Genomic DNA, 15,064 nt, shown 5'->3' with positions numbered 1-15,064 from the left:
GGCAGGTAGCGGGTGGGGGAAACCGACATCGTCACCCGGTGAGGGGCGCTTGCGAGCGCCTCGGTCAGCCACTGTTGGTCGAGGGGGATGGCATTGCGATCCTCGATCACCAGATTGAGGTGCTGGGCGCCCAGGCACCCGTAGCGGGCGGGGTCGGTCTGGGTAAAGAGGCCAAGACAGGGCACACCGCTGGCGGCAGCCAGGTGCAGGGGACCGGTGTCGGCGCTGACGAAGAGGGAGAGGCCGCCCGTGAAGCGGGCCAGCTCCCCCATGTTGCCAAGGGAAACGTGCACGTCCCCGAGCAGGTGCTCGGGGGCGGCGGGATCCGCGAGCTGGATCAGCAGGGCATCCGGGCTGTGACGGCGCAGATCCCCAAGCAACCGCTGCCACTGGGGCTGGGAGAGCCCCTTGCCCTTGCGGGCGCCGGTGAAAAAGCCGATCAGGGGACGGCCAGGATGGGCTCGTCGCAGCGCACTCAAGGCCGGGCTTGGCCCCTGCAACAGGCTGCCAAGGGGGATGGGGTCGACCGGATTGCCCGGTATGCCGAGCAGTTGCAGGGGCTGGTGGGCGTAGTGGCACTCACTGTCCGCAGTCTGCGGACGCGGGAAGATGAGATCCCCGTGGCCATCGTCGAAGCCGCATTTCTCACGGGCCTGTACCCAGGCGGCGATGAAGTGATCCGTACTGGAGGCGAAGGGGACGTAGACCCTGTCGTAGTGCTGGCGGCGCAGACGCGAGAGTGCCGAGAGGGCGCCCGGCAGGTGTCTGCCCTGCAACCGGATCTGATGAATGTGCCGCAGGGGCAGATCGGCCAGGAAGGGGAGCAGGGCGGTGGGGCTGCACACCAGCTCCAGCTCGGCGTGGGGATGGGCGCGATGAAGCTGGTGCAGGAAGGGCAGCAGGAAGAGGTTGTTGCCGATGCGGTTGGTACTGCGAATGACCAGGATCCGGCGGGGTGCCTGCGAAGAGGGCGGCAATGCGCTGCGACTGGCAAGCCAGCCGAGCAGGGTTCGCTCCAGTCCCGCCGTCCAGACCCGGCGTTGGCCGTCGAAGCGGCGCAGGGCATCGTTGAGGTGAGTCATACCGTTGGGCTCCAGTGTTGGGATGGCGTAAAGGGTGCCAGCGGACTCTTAAGACAATGTTAAGAAGGGAAAAAGCGTGCGGATGATGGCCATGGCGGAGCGGGGGGCTGGTGTGGGACGGGGGAAAGTGGCTAGAATTGCGCATTTGAAATAAATGTTATCGTCCGCGGGAGCACCATGCAGTTCAGGGATTTTTTGCCGGTATCGACCAATACCAGCGTCAAAGAGAGTTGTTACGGCGCCCTTGGCGCCCTCATCGGCTTGCTCGGCACCGCCTTGCTGTGCCGCTGGGGACTGGGGCTCGAGGTGCACTGGCTCATCGCCCCCATGGGGGCCTCCGCCGTGCTGCTGTTTGCCGCCCCGGCCAGCCCCCTGGCCCAGCCCTGGTCCATCCTTGTGGGCAACGGGGTGTCGGCCCTGATGGGGGTATTGAGTGCCAGCCTGGTGCCGGACATGGCTATCGCCTCGGCCCTGGCGGTGATGCTGGCCATCGCCGCCATGTTCCTCACCCGCAGCCTGCACCCGCCCGGCGGCGCCGTGGCCTTGACCGCCGTCATCGGCGGCGAGGGGATCCGGGCGCTCGGGGTCGGCTACGTGCTGCTGCCGGTGCTGCTCAACTCCCTGTTGCTGCTGAGTCTGGGACTTATCTACAACCGCGCTCTGGGGCGTCGTTATCCCCATGGCGGCAAGGTGGCGCCCAATCGCCACCAGACGGCGGATCCCCAGCCGAGTGCCCGGCTCGCCACCCAGGACATCGACTTTGCCCTGGAAAAACACGGGGAGCTGCTGGACATCAGCCGCCAGGATCTGCAGGAGCTGCTGCAGGAGGCCCAGCTTCATGCCCTGCGGGGGCGAGTGGGGACGGTGCGTTGCCAGGATGTGATGTCGCGGGATCTCGTCGTGACGACGCCACAGGCGCTCGCCATGGAAGCGTGGCATCTGCTCTCCCACCACCAGATCAAGGCGCTGCCGGTGGTGGATGAGGGGGAGAGGCTGGTCGGCATCATCACCCTGCACGACCTGATGATCGACCGGGCGGGTCGCCAGCCGAGGGCGAAGGAGACCCTTGAGCAGCAGCAGGTGGCGGATCTGATGACCCGGGAGGTACAGACGGCGCGGCGCTACCAGCCTCTCTACGACCTGGTGGAGGCCTTCTCCGACGGGGGGTTGCACCACATGCCGGTGGTGGAGGGGGAGCAGCTGGTGGGCATCATCACCCAGTCCGACATGGTGGCGGCGCTCTTCACGCTGGCCCTGAAACCCGGACTGACGAGCGAGGAGGCGACCCCGGTGTCGTCGTAGCCAGGGGGGCAAGAAAAAAGAGGGCGTGCCAGGCACGCCCTCTTTCTTTCGCAGACTTGCACAGACGGGTGGCCAATGCCTAGCCGTAGCGGGCCAGGGTGAGCCCCTCGTCGCTGATATCCGGGGTATTGCCCGAGATGAGATCGCTGAGCAACTGGCCCGATCCTGCCGCCATGGTCCAGCCCAGGGTACCGTGGCCGGTATTGAGCCAGAGCCCGGGGATGGGGCTTGGGCCCACCAGGGGCGTGCCGTCCGGCGTCATGGGGCGCAGCCCGGTCCAGAAGGTGGCCTGCTCCAGATTTCCCCCCTGGGGGAAGAGATCCCTCACCACCATGGCCAGGGTATCGTGGCGTCTGGGGTTGAGCGCCAGGTTGAAGCCCGAGAGTTCGGCCATGCCGCCCACCCGGATCCGTTCGTCGAAGCGGGTGATGGCGACCTTGTAGGTCTCGTCCAGCACGGTGCTGCGCGGGGCGCCCTCGGCATCCGTCATCGGCAGGGTGAGGGAGTACCCCTTGACCGGGTAGACGGGGAGCTCAATTCCGAGGGGGCGCAGGAAGCCGGTGCCATAACTGCCGAGGGCACAGACGATGGCGTCGGCCTGGAAGCGCTGCTCGCCGGCACGGACCGCCACGGCGCGTCCCTTCGCGATCTCGACCTCGTCGATGGCGCAGTTGAAGACGAAGCTCACCCCGAGCTTGCGGGCCTCGTCCGCCAGGGCCTGGGTGAAGCGGAAGCAATCCCCCGTCTCGTCCCCCGGCAGGCGCAGGCCCCCCACCACCTTGCCACGCACCCTTGCCAGGGCGGGCTCGACCTCCTCGCAGCCGTCGGCATTCAGAGACTGATAGGGGACGCCGTACTCCTCGAGCACGGCGATGTCGCGCTGGCTGGCATCGAGCTGCGCCTGACTGCGAAACAGTTGCAGGGTGCCGAGCTGGCGCCCTTCGTAGTCGAGCGCCAGCTCGCCCCGCAACTGCTTCATGCAGTCGCGGCTGTATTCTGCCAGTCGCACCATGCGCCCCTTGTTGACGGCATAGGCCGCTGGCGTGCAGTTGGCGAACATCTTCAGCATCCAGCGCAGCTGGAAGGGATCCGAGGTGGGGCGCACCGTGAAGGGAGCGTGTTTTTGCAGCAGCCATTTGGCGGCCTTGAGGGGAATGCCGGGGGCAGCCCAGGGGGAGGCATAACCCGGGGAGATCTGACCCGCATTGGCATGGCTGGTTTCAAGGGCCACCCCGTCGCGCCGCTCCAGCAGGGTCACCTTGTGACCGGCCTTGGCCAGATACCAGGCGCTGGTCACACCGACCACGCCACCACCGAGTACCACTATGTCCATCTTGTCTCTCCTTGACTGGGGCCTCCACCTTAATCAGCCGCCACAGGATATTCAACTGGTGTCGATGTCATTGGTGGTTATCGCTATTCACATTTTGTTAACTGGCTCTCAATGTTGTCATTTACTCACTTTCTGGCATGAAATCCGGTCGATTCAGAGCCGTTCCAGGTGGAGCAGATGATGTTCTGCCGTCGTCAGGATGGCTTGCTGCTGTTCTGTGGTTTGGCCATCCCAGTTGGCGTAGGGCAGGGCGAGGCGAGGGTTGTTGCCAAGTTTGTCCCGGTTGCGCCAGAGAAAGTGCCAGTAGAGGCTGTTGAAGGGGCAGCTGTCCGGCCCGCTGCGGACCTTCACTTGATAGTGACACCCCTTGCAGTAGTGGCCCATCCGCTCGAGATAGGTGCCGCTGCTGGCGTAGGGCTTGCTGCCCATCAGACCGCCATCGGCAAACTGGCTCATGCCGCGGGTGTTGGGCAGCTCCACCCACTCGATGGCATCCACATAGATACCCAGATACCAGGCATCCACCTCGTCAGGGTGGATCCCCGCCAGCAGGGCGAAGTTGCCGGTCACCATCAGCCGCTGGATATGGTGGGCATAGGCGTGCTCCAGAGACTGTCGAATGGCGTGACGCACGCAGGCCATGCTGGTTTCTCCATTCCAGAAAAAACCGGGCAGGGGTCGTTCGGCCCCGAGAAAGTTGGTGCGCCGATACTCGGGCATCCTTTCCCAGTAGAGGGCGCGGACAAACTCGCGCCAGCCGAGGATCTGGCGGATGAACCCCTCCACCTGCGCCAGGGAAATGGTGGCCTGATTGGCCTGCCAGTGAGCTTGCGCAGCGCGGATCACTTCGAGGGGATGGAGCATCTTGCTGTTCATGGAAAACGACAAGCGGCTGTGGAACAGGCTCCAGCCCCGCTCGCTCAGGGCATCCTGATAGCGACCGAAGTGGGGCAGACAGTGTGCAAGGAAGTGTTCAAGCAGTGCGCGGCTCTGGCGCCGGGTGACGGGCCAGGGCAGGGCGTCGGCATCGGCACTGCCAATGGTGGCGACGCCGTGGCGGGTCAGCATGGCATCGATGTCGCTCACCTCGTTGGCAAAGGTGAGGGGCGCCGGGATGGGTTGGCTCGCCGGCAATTTGGCGCGATTCTCGGCATCGAAGTTCCAGCGCCCCCCAAGGGGTTGGCCGCGCTCATCGAGCAACACCCGGTACTGCTTTCGCAGGGCGCGGTAGAAGAACTCCATCCGGCTGTGGGGGTAGCGTCGCCAGCCATCGCGGGGGGTGAGAAAATGTTCGCTGTCCACCTCAGCGGTCGGGATGGCAAGGCCTGAGGCCCACTGGGTCAGCTGGCTCGCAAGGCGCCACTCGTCCGGGCTCTGCCAGGCGAAGCGCTCGGCCTGATGCGCTTCGAGCTGGGCCGCCAGCAAGCTCGGCAAATCGGGCCAGGGGGCGCTCTCATCGAGAGTCAGGTAGCAGACCCGGTGGCCCGCCTGGGTGAGAGCGGCGGCGAAGGCGCGCATGGCGGCAAAGAAGGCGAGCACCTTCTGGCGATGGTGGCGGCAGTAGTCCGTCTCCTGGCGCAGCTCCGCCATCAGGTAACAGACAGCGGCATCCTGCGTGCGAAACCAGCTGTGACCTGCGTTCAGTTGATCCCCGAGTATGAGGCGCAGCTCCATCAGGGGTGCTCCTTTCGACGACGGCAGCGTTCGCTGCAATAGCGCACTTCCTGCCAGCAGCGGGCCCACTTGCGCCGCCAGGCAAAAGGACGAAGGCAGACGGGACAGATCTTCTCGGGTAGATGGGGTTTGAGGTGCATGTGGTGGCCCTGTTGATGCCCTTGATTTCTCTCTGCCTCCTTAACGAAGCACCATACGGTCGGGATCACTGGGAGAGCAGAAAGAGGCAGCAGGGGGGGATTGCCACTCATGAAAAAGGCCCCCGAACCTGCCGGTTCGGGGGCCCTTGTTCTCGTAGCCGTTACTGGCTGCTGAAGAGCCTGGGCTGGGGAGTGGACTGCGCCGTCAGGGTCATGCGGCCCGAGGTTTCCAGCCAGCTCTTGATCTTTCTGGCATCGGCGACCCGTTCATCCGTGGTGTTGGCGTGAAGCAGCACCATGACCACGGGCTCGTTGTTGACCCGGGTTCCCATCACCAGGCAGCGCCCCGCCTCGCGGATATAACCGGTCTTGGAGACCAGAATGGGCCAGCTTCCTTCCCGTACCAGGCGGTTGGAGTTGAGGTAGTGCAGCTGGCGCTTGCCGTTGCGTACCAGACGCTGCTCGGAGGCGGTGTACTGGCGGATCAGCGGGTAGGTGGATGCGGCAGCAGCCAGTTTGGCGAGATCGTGTGCGGTGGAGACGTTGCGGGGGTTGAGCCCGGTGCTGTCGGCGAAATGAGTGCTCCACATGCCGAGCATGCGGGCCTTGGCATTCATTGCCTCGATAAAGGCTTTGCGACCACCCGGGTAGTGCCGTCCCAATGCGGAGGCGGCGCGATTTTCAGAGGACATCAGGGCGATGTGCAGCATGTCGGCGCGACTCAGACGCGAGCCCACCGCGAGGCGCGACCCGGTGCCCTTGAGTCTGTCCACGTCATCCATGGTGACGGTGAGGGTCTCGTTGAGGCGCTGATTGCCATCCAGTACCACCAGCGCTGTCATCAGCTTGGTGATGGAGGCGATGGACATCACCCGGTTGGCGTTGCGCTCTGCCAGGGTCTCGCCGGTTTTCGGGTTGACGACCACGTAGGCATCGGATCTCAGCGGTAGGTTGCTGCGGGGTTCGAGCAGGCTGTTGGTGGAAGAAGAGGTCGCAGAAAACGGGTTGGCATGGGCGCTTTCCATGCTGGCGGGAAGGAGGAAGGCGCCGAGCAGCAAGGGAAGAAAAGGACGAAGGTTCATGATTTGACTCTACTACGACTCACAGGGACATTTGGCTAAGTTATATGACGGTAATTGACGCTTCACAACGTCTGGTGGCCGGATATTTCCATTTTATGGGCCAGCGCACCTTGAAATCCCCCGCATCGGGGCTATTGGGCCCGCAAAAGGGAGTCATAGAAGCCTGTCAGGCCATGCCAGACACGCCACTACGGGGGCGCACTATATGCTGGCGAGGGGCGAGATGACGACTCTTTTTGCACCTTTCGGCGCCTTGGGATGATGAAAAGGTTGTTCATGGCGACCATGGCGATAAAAACGGCGCCCGGCAGGGAAGATGGCCCGCTGCATTATCGCCGTTTTGCCCCGCGTCATCCTCCCATCATCCGCGCGGTCTGAATGGCCTGGATCAACGCGGCCCGATTGATGCGGGGGCGCTCCTCGTCCAGCAACTGCTGCCAGAGGGCGATGGCCTGGGAGTAGCGACCGTGCAGGAAGTGATCGGAGGCGAGCAGCATCAGGGCGCTCACCTCGCCTTTGTCCTGCTTGAGGGCGCTCTCCAGCAGGCGGGTTGCCTCGGGAGTCAGCTGCTGGCCCGCCTGATAGTAGAGCACGGTAGCCTGTGCGGCCTGGGTCGCAGCGCTGGCGCCCCCTTCTTGCAGGGCGAGACGCTGGTAGGCGAGCAGGGCGTTGTCGTACTCGTCCCGATAGAGATAGAGCTGGCCGAGCGCCGCCCAGCCGTCGAGATCGGCGGGGTTGGCTTGCAGGCGCTGGTGCAAGGCGCCCAGCTCCTTGTCCTGCAGATCCCGCGGGCTCAATCCCGCCAGCGGATCGGGGCGCGACTGATAAGCCAGCCACGCCTGATAGCGGCCGGTGCCAGCATAAATACCGGCCATCAGCGCCAGCAGCAGGCCCCCAAGCAGTATCCAGGTGCGCAGCCAGAGCTGCGGACGAGCGGTGCGATCTCTTACCAGCCGCTCGCGCAGGGCCTGCTCGGCGGTTGGGGTGGCGTTGGCGAGGCGGGCCAGCTCCAGCTCCCGGTAGAGGCGGCTGTGGGGGGCAAGCCCCGCCTGCTGCTCGGCCATGATCAGCCGGTTCAGTTCGGCCCTGGGGTCGTGGGCGAGCACCCCCTCGGCTCTGTCGCCGACAAGCGGCACCCGCGCCGGTTGCCGGCGATGCAGGCTCCTGCGCAGGCGATTGAGGGCCAGCAACAGCAAGAGGGCGGGGCCGCCCCACAGCAGCGCCGTGCTGCGCTTGAAGGGGGGATCGTAGCGCACGAAGTCGCCGAAGCGCTCCGTCATGCGGGCGATCACCTGCTCATCAGACTGCCCCTCGTCCACCCAGCGGTAGACTTCGAGCCGCAGATCCCGGGCGATGGGGGAGTTGGACTCCACCAGGTTCTGGTTCTGGCACTGGGGGCAGCGCAGGGCGCGGGCCAGCTCCTGAGCGCGGGTCTGCCGCTCGGGGTGGCGAAACTCATAGGTGTCGACCCCGCTGGCAAGGGCCCCGAGGCTCAAGGCCAGCAAGAGCGGCGCGATCAGGGCGTGGCCGAGACGGCTCATGGCTTGCTCTCCTGCACTTGTTTCTCTACTTCTCTTTCCACTTCGGGCTGGCTAGCGGTGTTGCTGCGGGCCTCGGCAAGTAGAGGGGCAAACTGGCGTTGCCAGATCTCCCGGGTGAGCAGGCCGGTATGACGGGTCAACAGGGTGCCGTCGCCGGCGAAGAGATAGGTCTCCGGCGTGCCGTAGACGCCTAGCTCCAGTGCGAGTCGGCCGTCGGGGTCGGCCAGCACGGCGCGATAGGGGTTACCCGCCTCGGTGAGCCAGGCGCGGGCGGGGTCTCCCTTGTCTCGGTAGTTGAGGCCATAGAGGGGCACGGCGCTGGCCAGCTCACCCAGCAGCGAATGCTCGGCGCGGCAGTTGGGGCACCAGCTGGACCAGACGTTGAGCACAAAGGGCTCCCCCTTGAGTGCCGCGGTGTGGATGGGGGCGCCGCCAAACAGATCGTCACTCTGCCAGGCGGGCAGGGTACGCCCTGCGACGGCCTCATCCTGGCTGTAGGGGTTGTTGCCAAGGCCGAGACAGAGCAGGGCACCGAGCCCCAGGGTGAGCACGAGCGGCACGAACAGGCGCAGACGGGCGTTCATAAGGACTCCTGTTCAAGCCGAGGGGAGGGGGCGGTCGCTGGCGCAGGATGGTTAGCCAGCAGCGGTCGGCGGGCGAGCAGGCGCAGGGCGCCGCCCGTCATCATCAACAGGCCGCCGAGCCAGATCCAGCGCACCAGCGGCTTGTAGTGAAGCCGCATGGCATAGGCGCCGGGTCCCATCTTCTCGCCAAGCACCACGTAGAGATCGCCAAACAGCCCCCACGCGATGCCGGGCTCGTTCATGTTCATGGTGCGCACGCTGTAGTGACGCCGCTCCGGGGTGAGCCGCGCCACCTCTTTACCGTCCTTGTGCACGCTAAGCGTGATGCGCTGGGCGGTGTAGTTGGGGCCGATGATCGGCTCGCTCCCCTCATAGCGAAACTCGAAGGCGCCGAGCCGATAGGGCTGGCCTGCGGCGAGTACCGCGCCCCCCTCCTGACTGTGGTGACTCACCTGCGCAATGCCGAGGGCGCACACCGCCACCCCGAGGTGGGCCAGCAGGCTGCCGAACCGATTGAGGGTGAGCTCGCGCAGGGCGACCGGTTGCAAGAGCGGGAGCAGCAGGCTGGCCATCAGCCAGAGGCTCAGCACGTTGGCCGCAAGCCCCAGCCAGCTTGCCCGCAGCGGCTCGGGATAGGCTAGGCTCAGCAAGGCGCCCCCCAGCAGGCCGAACAGGCATGGGAGCAGCACCTTGATGCGGCGCTGGGCTGCCAGATGCTGCCAGCGAAGGCGCGGCAGTTGGGTCATGAGCGCCATCAGGCAGAGGGCCAGCGGCACGAAGATGGTATTGAAATAGGGGGCGCCCACCGAGAGTGAACCCAGATGGAGCGACTGGAACACCATGGGGTAGAAGGTGCCGAGCAGCACGCTGGTGCAGGCCACGCTGAGCAGCAGGATGGCGGCGCCGAGCAGTCCCTCTTTTGACAGCAACCCAAAGCGGGCATAGGGGGCGCGAATGTCCGCCCGCAGGGCAAACAGGGTGAGGGCGCAGGTCAATAGCAAGCCGAGCAGCAACAAGAGGGTGAGGCCGCGGCTGGGGTCCACCGCAAAGGCGTGTACCGAGGTGAGCACCCCGGAGCGCACCACGAAGGTACCGAGCAGGCTCAGCGAAAAGGTAAAGATGGAGAGCAGCAGCACGGCGTGGCCGTAAGCGCCGCGCTTCTCGCACACCACCAGGGCGTGCAGCAAGGCAGTGCCGAGCAGCCAGGGCAAGAGGGAGGCATTTTCTACCGGATCCCAGAACCACCAGCCGCCCCAGCCGAGCTCGTAATAGGCCCACCAGGAACCCAGCACGATGCCGGCGGTGAGAAAGACCCAGGAGCCGAGCGCCCAGGGGCGGCTCCAGTGGGCTACGGCGCCATCGAGCCGACCCGAGTGCAGCGCCGCCATGGCGAAGGCGAAGTTGACCGCAAAGCCGACATAACCGAGATAGAGCAGGGGCGGGTGGATGATGAGGCCGATGTCCTGCAGCATGGGGTTGAGATCGCGTCCCTCCAGCGGCCCCGGGAACTGGCGGTCAAACGGGCTGGAGAAGATCAGGGTATAGAGGCCAAACAGCCCGACGATCAGCCCCATGATGGCCAATACCCGGATTGTAATCAGCGGATCGACCCGCCTGGAGCAAAGGGCCACCAGGGCGCCCCACAGCCCCAGCGCAAAGACGAAAAAGAGCATGGAGCCTTCATGGCCGCCCCACACCGCTGCCAGCTTGAAGCCAAGGGGCAGGGCGCTGTTGGCGTGCTGGGCCACATAGACCAGGGTGAAGTCATCCTGGCCAAAACAGCTGGCGAGCAGCAGCAGGGCGGCCACCAACAGGAGCGCGACCAGGATGGCCAGCGGTGTTGCGCAGCCGAGCAGCGGGCGTGAGGCGAGCCGCAGCCCCAGCCAGGGCAGCAGCCCTTGCAGCAGGGCGAGCCCGGTCGCCAGCAACAGTGAGAGATAGCCGAGCTCCGCCAGCACACAACCTCCAGTCAATCATTTGTCTATGTTATGCCGCAGCGTCTGCACCGTACCGGCGCTGAGGGATAACATCCACCTTTCTGGCAACAACCAATCGCAACAACTCATCGCCACAAACAAGCGCCAGTCACCCGAAGGGCGGCTGGCGCTTATCCCCAGCTTTCAATAACCGGTTCACTATCCGTCGCGAGAGGTTGTCAGCAAGGTAAAGAGCAGCGCAGGAACCGGAGTGTATGTGAATACATGAGGATTCCGAGCAGCACATGAGCCTTGATCACGGCCTCGCAGCAGGAGCGTGAACCGATTTTTAAACTACCGTCATCTGGCCGGCATAGAGCACGAAGTAGCGCAGCAGCAGGATCCCCACCAGGGTCAGGCTGCAGACCAGTACCAGATAGCCGTTTTTGGCCCGCAGCGGCGCGGGGGCCAGCAGGGCCAGCAACTGGGGCAGCAGCATGCCGATGCCCACCACCCCGAGCCAGAACACCTGAGCCCAGAAGCCGCTGCCGATGGCGGCCCACATGGCTGCCTCCTTCTGGCCGCCACCGAAGTAGAGGCCGGTAAAGAAGCAGACCAGCAGCAACACCTCCACCGCCAGCACCGGCCGCTCGAAGCGGTGGACAAAGCTCACCCCCTGGCTGTGATGGTTCTCCTTGAACAGGGTGACCGCCAGCAAGATGGTGGAAGCGATGCCGGAGCTGACGCCGGAGATGAGGAACAGCACCGGCAGCACCGGGTTGTTCAAGAGCGGATAGGTCTTGAGCGCCGACAGCAGAAAGCCGGTGTAGGCCCCCAAGAGCACGGCGAGCAGCAGCAAGAGCGGCGCCAGCAGCCGCTCGATGCGGGCGAGCCAGCCAATCAGACCATCCACAAAGGCGAACTTCTCTTGCAGCAGGTGACTGCGCAAGGTCTCGATCTCGGCCCGAAATACCACCGCCAGCCAGGCAAACAGCACCGCCATGTAGACCTGAAACAGCATGACCCCCATCGACATCACGGAGTCGAACTGGTAGTGGAACATCAGCTTCCAGAAGGTCCAGGGGCGGGCCAGGTGGAAGATGAGGATCAGTAACCCCAGCACCACGCTCACCGGCGCCAGAATGGCGGTCGCCTTGATGATGCCGCTCTCGCTGCCGGCTCCCTTGCGGCGCAGCAGCACCGAGAGGCTGGTGGCCCCGGCGGAGATGCCGAGCAGAAAGAGATAGATGGCGATTGGCCAGTCCCAGACAAGTGAAGGGAAGTGAAATGCGTCATGCAACATGATCCATTCCTCCTTCTGTTACTGCGGTAGATGGCGATCGGACAAATCCCCACACAAGGGAAGGGAAGTGAAATGCCTCTTGCATCGTCATGACTTTATCTCCCCTTTGGGCACGCGGTACATCTTGGGCGAAGTGCCGAGTGCCTGCTTGTAGCGATAGGTGGTCTCCTTTACCAGCCGTTTGGCGATGGGGCTGTCCGGGTCATCCAGATTGCCGAACACCAGCGCCTTGGTGGGGCAGGATTCCACGCAGGCCGGCTCCTTGCCCGCCGCCAGGTTGGTCCTGCGGCAAAAGTCGCACTTGTCGGCCACCTTGGTCACAGGGTTGATAAAGCGCACCTGATAGGGGCAGGCGGCCAGACAGTACATGCAGCCGACGCAAAGATCCGGGTTGACGTCGACGATGCCATCCTCCTTGCGGATATGGGAGGCACCGGTCGGGCAGACGTGCACGCAGGGAGCGTTGTCGCAGTGCTGGCAGGACTTGCGAAAGAAGTGGTACTCGGCATCGGGGAAGGTGCCGATGGGGCCGGAGCGGATGATCTCGAGGCGCGAGACCCCCTCTGGCACCTGATTCACCTCCCGGCAGGCATCCATGCAGGCGGTACAGCCGATACAGGCCGTCTCGTCGTGGATCATGCCAAAGCGTACCCCGTCGATGGTCTGGCTGTGGGCGAGGGGGGTGGCAAGGGAGCGAGTCGGCCCTGTCATCATGATGAGGGCCCCCGCACTCATCCCCGCCATGAAGTGACGGCGAGAGCAGCTCATGGTGCCTCCTTGCCCGAGGTGGTGTTCGCCTTGGCCGCCTTGACGACCTCATGCTGCTTGCTGTGGCAGTCGACGCAGAGCTTGATGCGGGACTTCTCCGGAATCGCCACCATGGGCTCCTTGGCCGGGTGCAGCTGGTGGCAGCTGGTGCAGGTGAGCTTGGTAGCGTGCACGTCGTGGGCCCAGAGCGCCTCGCGCAGCACTTTGGGCTCGTGACAGCTCATGCAGACCCCGTTCTGCTCGGCGATGGGGTAGCTCTCGGTACTCTGTTTGTTATTGAAGCTGTCGCTAAAGCGCATCACGTCCTTGACCCCTTCCCGGTGTTGAGGGGAGGGTTGACCGTGGCAGTTGGTGCAGGTTACCGGCGCCAGGTTGTTGGGGTTGGTCGCCTGGCCGTGCTTGCCGTGCATGCCTTCGACCTGCTCCTTGTGGCAGTCGGTGCAGGCCTTGTCGGCACTGCGCAGAAATTCCACTTCATGTGTAGTCGGTGCCGGGGCGGTTGCCGCATCGGCCGCCTGGCCCTGCAGGCTGGTGAGCAGCATGGCTGCCATCAGCATCAGTCGTAAGAAATCCATTGTTAAATCACCCATAGGAAGCCTCCATCCGGCTGCGGGCCCGACACTGGGGGCCCGCATGCCTCGTCATTGTGCGAGCCGTCCGGCCGCTTTGGCCTCGGCATCCCAGGCGGGGACTGTGGTCTTGAGGAACTGGGCCTTGTCGCTGTTCATCTGCTTCATGTCCATGCCAAGAGCGGCCTGGGCCTTCTCCTTGCTGGAGATGTCAGGAATGGCGATCTCGTGGCTGATCCCCTTGGCGGCCAGCAGGCGTGCCAGCTTGGTGCGGGCATCGGCGGCCTTGTCCAGGGCGGTTCCCAGCATGCGCAGCGCCACTTCCGGGGCGTGCATCTGCACCCCGTGGGAGGCGATGGAGAAGTCCCAGCGCCATTGGGCGTGACGGATGTCCTGCAGAATGTCCTTCATCTCGGCCTCGGTGGCGCCGGCATCCCAGGCGGCCTTGGCTTCAAAGTGGGCGTGCACCAGCTGCTTCTCGACTTTGAGCTTGATTTCGGTGACGGCGTCCTTGCGCTGCTTGACCACCCCTTGCAGCATCTCCTTGCTCTGGGTGTGGCAGTTGCGGCAGGTCTGATCGAAGCGATCGAAGGGGTTGCCTACCTTGTGATCCGTGTAGACCTTGCCCTGTTCGTTCTGCACCTTGGGCATGTGGCAGTCGACGCAGGCGACGTTGTTCTGGCCGTGAATGCCGGCGCGCCAGGTCTCGTACTCGGGGTGCTGGGCTTTGAGCATGGGGGTCTTGGAGAGGGCATGGGTCCAGTCGGCAAAGCCAATCTCGTCGTAATACTCTTCCATCTGCTCAACAGTCGTACCCTTGTCCCAGGGGAATTTCACCGCCTTGGTGGGGCCGCTGAAGTAGTACTCCACGTGGCACTGGCCGCACACCTGAGACTGCTGATCGAAGCGCCCCTGCTCCTTGAACGGCTTGCCGATAGCGGTCATGGCCCGGTCGGCATAGGGACGGGAGAGGTGCAGGGCGGGTTTCCCTTCCTTGAACTCTTTCGAGGCGGTGTCGTGGCAGTCGGCGCAGCCGATGGTGTTGACGATCTCCGGTCCGCCTTTTGCCCACATGCCCTTGAAGTAGCCATCCTCACCCCTCTCGTCGATGACGCGGGCCACGTCCGGGCCTTTGCAACTCCAGCAGGCCATGGGCAGCGGACCGTCTTCGGCAGTCTTGGGGGCGCCGGTACGCAGGGTTTCCCGCACGTCGGTCAGCGCATAGAAGTGGCCGCGCGGCTTGTTGTAATCCTTGGAGAAGGGGTAGCCGGCCCAGAGCACCACCATCTGCGGATCTTCCGCCAGGGCGTCGGTGCGCTCGCGGCTCTCGCTGGTGCCTTTCCAGCTGGTGAACTGATCGGCGTGATCCTTGGCGAACAGCTCGCTGCGCGCCTCGATCTTGCCCTTGCTTTGTGCCTCGTCGGCCGCCTGTGCCCAGCCGCTGGTGCCAAGGCAGGTGGTAAGCAGCAGGGCGGCGAGGCCCAGCATGGTCTGTCTGTTGTGTGAACTCACGATCATCACTCCCAAATCGATCTCATTGCCAAGCCTGACCGTTCCATCCTGGATGTGGGCATCAGCCCCCGCACTAGGCAGGAGCAGGCAGGCCGATTAATTGTTATTAGTGAATAAAACCCATGTATTTAGGTTCTTCGCGGGATCTTGGGGAAGTGGAAGTTGACAGACAGGGTGCTGGTAAACTGGCTGTCTCCAAACACACCACCACCATCACCCTGCTGTCGCCGTGCATCATATTGATATTGCCTCCTTCTG

Annotated in this window: 13 protein-coding genes; 1 reads left to right on the top strand and 12 read right to left on the bottom strand. The window is 64.3% G+C overall.

Annotated elements, in window-relative coordinates; translation table 11 throughout:
• On the bottom strand, positions 1-1,082 hold a 1,082-nt coding region (locus tag C3418_RS19600), incomplete at its 3' end, for a glycosyltransferase family 9 protein (protein ID WP_103859111.1).
• Positions 1,083-1,259: 177 nt separating this feature from the next.
• Between C3418_RS19600 and C3418_RS19595 the strand changes: the two genes are divergently transcribed.
• A complete protein-coding gene (locus C3418_RS19595) occupies positions 1,260-2,384 on the top strand; it encodes an HPP family protein (RefSeq protein WP_103859110.1) in 1,125 nt (374 codons plus the stop codon).
• A gap of 79 nt (positions 2,385-2,463) precedes the next feature.
• On the opposite strand, the gene C3418_RS19590 is transcribed toward C3418_RS19595, so the two are convergent.
• The 11 genes from C3418_RS19590 to nrfA form a co-directional block, all read right to left on the bottom strand.
• On the bottom strand, positions 2,464-3,717 hold the full coding sequence (locus C3418_RS19590) for a D-amino acid dehydrogenase (RefSeq protein ID WP_042882483.1): 1,254 nt from the start codon (positions 3,715-3,717) through the stop codon (positions 2,464-2,466).
• 153 nt (positions 3,718-3,870) lie between these two features.
• A complete protein-coding gene (locus C3418_RS19585; protein WP_103859109.1) occupies positions 3,871-5,391 on the bottom strand; it encodes a cryptochrome/photolyase family protein in 1,521 nt (506 codons plus the stop codon).
• Entirely contained in the window at positions 5,391-5,531 is a 141-nt protein-coding gene (locus C3418_RS19580) for a DUF2256 domain-containing protein (protein ID WP_080768040.1), read from the bottom strand. Before C3418_RS19580 ends, C3418_RS19585 begins: the two co-directional genes overlap by 1 nt.
• A gap of 161 nt (positions 5,532-5,692) precedes the next feature.
• Complete coding sequence (locus C3418_RS19575) at positions 5,693-6,613, bottom strand: serine hydrolase (protein ID WP_029314613.1); 921 nt, start codon at positions 6,611-6,613, stop codon at positions 5,693-5,695.
• Between the two features lie 350 nt (positions 6,614-6,963).
• Positions 6,964-8,154 carry a heme lyase NrfEFG subunit NrfF gene (nrfF, locus tag C3418_RS19570; RefSeq protein ID WP_052815442.1) on the bottom strand — a complete coding sequence of 397 codons (1,191 nt, stop codon included), beginning with the start codon at positions 8,152-8,154 and terminating at the stop codon, positions 6,964-6,966.
• Entirely contained in the window at positions 8,151-8,738 is a 588-nt protein-coding gene (locus C3418_RS19565) for a DsbE family thiol:disulfide interchange protein (RefSeq protein WP_052815441.1), read from the bottom strand. Before C3418_RS19565 ends, nrfF begins: the two co-directional genes overlap by 4 nt.
• Entirely contained in the window at positions 8,735-10,696 is a 1,962-nt protein-coding gene (nrfE, locus tag C3418_RS19560; RefSeq protein WP_103261922.1) for a heme lyase NrfEFG subunit NrfE, read from the bottom strand. Before nrfE ends, C3418_RS19565 begins: the two co-directional genes overlap by 4 nt.
• A gap of 307 nt (positions 10,697-11,003) precedes the next feature.
• Positions 11,004-11,957 (bottom strand): cytochrome c nitrite reductase subunit NrfD, encoded by a 954-nt coding sequence (nrfD, locus tag C3418_RS19555; protein WP_052815439.1) that lies wholly within the window; start codon positions 11,955-11,957, stop codon positions 11,004-11,006.
• Positions 11,958-12,044: 87 nt separating this feature from the next.
• The gene (locus C3418_RS19550; protein ID WP_052815438.1) at positions 12,045-12,725 is read right to left on the bottom strand and encodes a 4Fe-4S dicluster domain-containing protein; all 681 of its coding nucleotides are present in this window, start codon (positions 12,723-12,725) and stop codon (positions 12,045-12,047) included.
• Positions 12,722-13,315, bottom strand: coding sequence for a cytochrome c nitrite reductase pentaheme subunit (nrfB, locus tag C3418_RS19545; protein WP_052815437.1), 594 nt, complete (start codon positions 13,313-13,315; stop codon positions 12,722-12,724). Before nrfB ends, C3418_RS19550 begins: the two co-directional genes overlap by 4 nt.
• A 51-nt stretch (positions 13,316-13,366) precedes the next feature.
• Entirely contained in the window at positions 13,367-14,812 is a 1,446-nt protein-coding gene (gene nrfA, locus C3418_RS19540) for an ammonia-forming nitrite reductase cytochrome c552 subunit (RefSeq protein WP_103261921.1), read from the bottom strand.
• Positions 14,813-15,064 lie beyond the last annotated feature (252 nt).

It is taken from the genome of Aeromonas sp. ASNIH8 (assembly GCF_002919855.1).
Taxonomy (GTDB): Bacteria; Pseudomonadota; Gammaproteobacteria; order Enterobacterales; family Aeromonadaceae; genus Aeromonas; species Aeromonas caviae.
Note: the sequence above shows the minus strand (reverse complement) of the source record. Positions and strands in the feature narration are given on the sequence as shown.